General features: G+C 43.6%; 2 protein-coding genes. Both read left to right on the top strand.

Annotated features, from left to right (window positions below; all coding sequences use genetic code 11):
• Positions 1 to 868, top strand: an 868-nt coding sequence (locus A3762_RS27570) for a hypothetical protein (protein ID WP_197469233.1), incomplete at its 5' end; no start/stop codon positions are given.
• Positions 868 to 1,992 (top strand): UvrD-helicase domain-containing protein (locus A3762_RS12325; protein ID WP_156493430.1); only part of this gene is annotated, 1,125 nt, incomplete at its 3' end. The genes A3762_RS27570 and A3762_RS12325, both read left to right, overlap by 1 nt.

Genomic DNA, 1,992 nt, shown 5'->3' with positions numbered 1-1,992 from the left:
TGGCTTAGACGCTTATAAAGTGGCGCAAGAGCTAGCTCCATTTTGGCTACACGACCGAGCAGAGGATGAAGCGCGCAAACAGAAAGAGTTGGCTTTGCTTGGACGACTGCCGCAAGGCTTAGTTGCTGAGTTAAAACTAGACAGTCTCAAATCTAGTTATGGAAATTTTATTGAACGCATCGCTAAGGCTTCATGCGACGATGAGACTAGCAAAGTTATTCCTTATTCATTTGAGTTAGCGTTACCGGAAAACCTAACTGGCATTTCAATGCAGGGAGATGTGTTCTTAGCCCCCGAGACTGCCATCGATGTGCGATTTGGAAAGTACTGTCATAAATGGATATTCGGTGCTTGGGCAAAACACGTGGCTTGGAATGCACATGTGCATTCAGGCAACGACGTTTCTAAGAATAAAGCTAGCGCTGAAAATAATCCGACCAGTCTTCCCCTAAAAACAACGAACATCTGGCGTAAGGGCCAAATTGTGTTCCCAGCCTTAACTGCGGAGCAAGCTGGCACCTACTTGAGCGAGCTTGTGCAATGCCTTGTGCAATTCTCAAATAGCCCATTGCAGTTTCTTCCTGAGCAGGCTTACAAGCTAGCGTTTGCGTATTTTGATAGTTCCGAAAAAGCTTATAACGAATGCGAGCTCGGTAATGAGTCTGCGTTGGTATGGAATCGTTTAGGCGAGTTGAGTGAGGACACAGAGCTAGGCAAATTTATTCCAGAGCCAGATGAGTATGTGTTGATGCAGCAAATTCTGCGTCATGCGCCGGTTAAAAAATCTCGTAGCAAAAAGAAAGATGATGATTCTGACATTGCGGCCAATGATGACGTTGAACGTATTACGGTAGAGGAGGATCGATAATGAATGAGACTCCAATGAACTCATTAGCGCCAGAAACGCTAGATCTAAATACCTTTCCTTTAGAGGGACTTGCCTTAATTGAAGCGAGTGCAGGCACGGGTAAAACCTATGCCTTGTCGAATTTGGTTCTGCGTTACATTCTCGAGAAAAACTATCAGATAGAGCAGATCTTGATAGTGACGTTTACCGATGCCTCGACACAAGAACTCCGTGTTCGGGTGCGGGCGAATATTGTTCAGTACATTAAGTATCTTGAGCGTTTAATTGAGTTTTATGATGAGCTGGAAGTCGATAGTGATGGCAGTAGTGAAGCAGTAAGTGAGAGCAGATCAGATATAGATGCTGCGCAATTAGAGTCGCTTATTCCTGACGCTTTAGCGCGCAATATTATTGGCCGCTTGGATAATCTAAACCAAAGCTTATTGGCTTTAAAAATCGCCGAACAGAGTATCGATCTTGCCGAGATTCATACGATTCACGGTTTCTGTCAAAAGGTCGGGCGCGACAATTCAGTGCTTTTGAATGTTCCTTCGAACCAAGAGCTTAAAGAAGACCTTAAGCCAATGCGTTTAGAGGTTTGTCAGGATGTTTGGCGTAGTGAAATTTTAAAACTGAAGCCAAGCGTGTTGCGCTATGTGCTAAACAATTGGGGTAACCCAGCTACATTACTGTCAGCACTTTCTGTGTTCAGCTCGCGTATTCCAGAACGTATCTATCCAGCAGTGAGTTTTGATGACGATGGACTATCTCCCATACGTCAATGGCAAGATGATTATGCGCAAATAGAACAGTGGGTTGAAGATTTAAAAACCTTAGTTCTGGTGCATATTGATGATGTGACGAAGTTAGTCGGGGAGTCTGACCTCACTCGTCTCAACAACAAATTAACTTGGCTAAATAAAATTAGATCTTGGGCGGAAGATAGTGCGAGTGGTCTGCCAGATAGCTCCCTTAAGTTTGATAAATTCTTCGAAAGTCATCTTCCTAATGAAACGAAAAAGGGCAAGCAACCACCCGAGCATGCTTTTTTTGTATTTCTAGAAAAACACTTTGTAAACGAACCCGCAGACCCGAAACCAATATTTGTTCAGGCAGTGTTTAAGCAGATAAATGAGATATTTGAG

The sequence above is a fragment of the Oleiphilus sp. HI0125 genome, from assembly GCF_001635355.1.
This window is presented reverse-complemented; position numbering and strand designations above follow the sequence as displayed.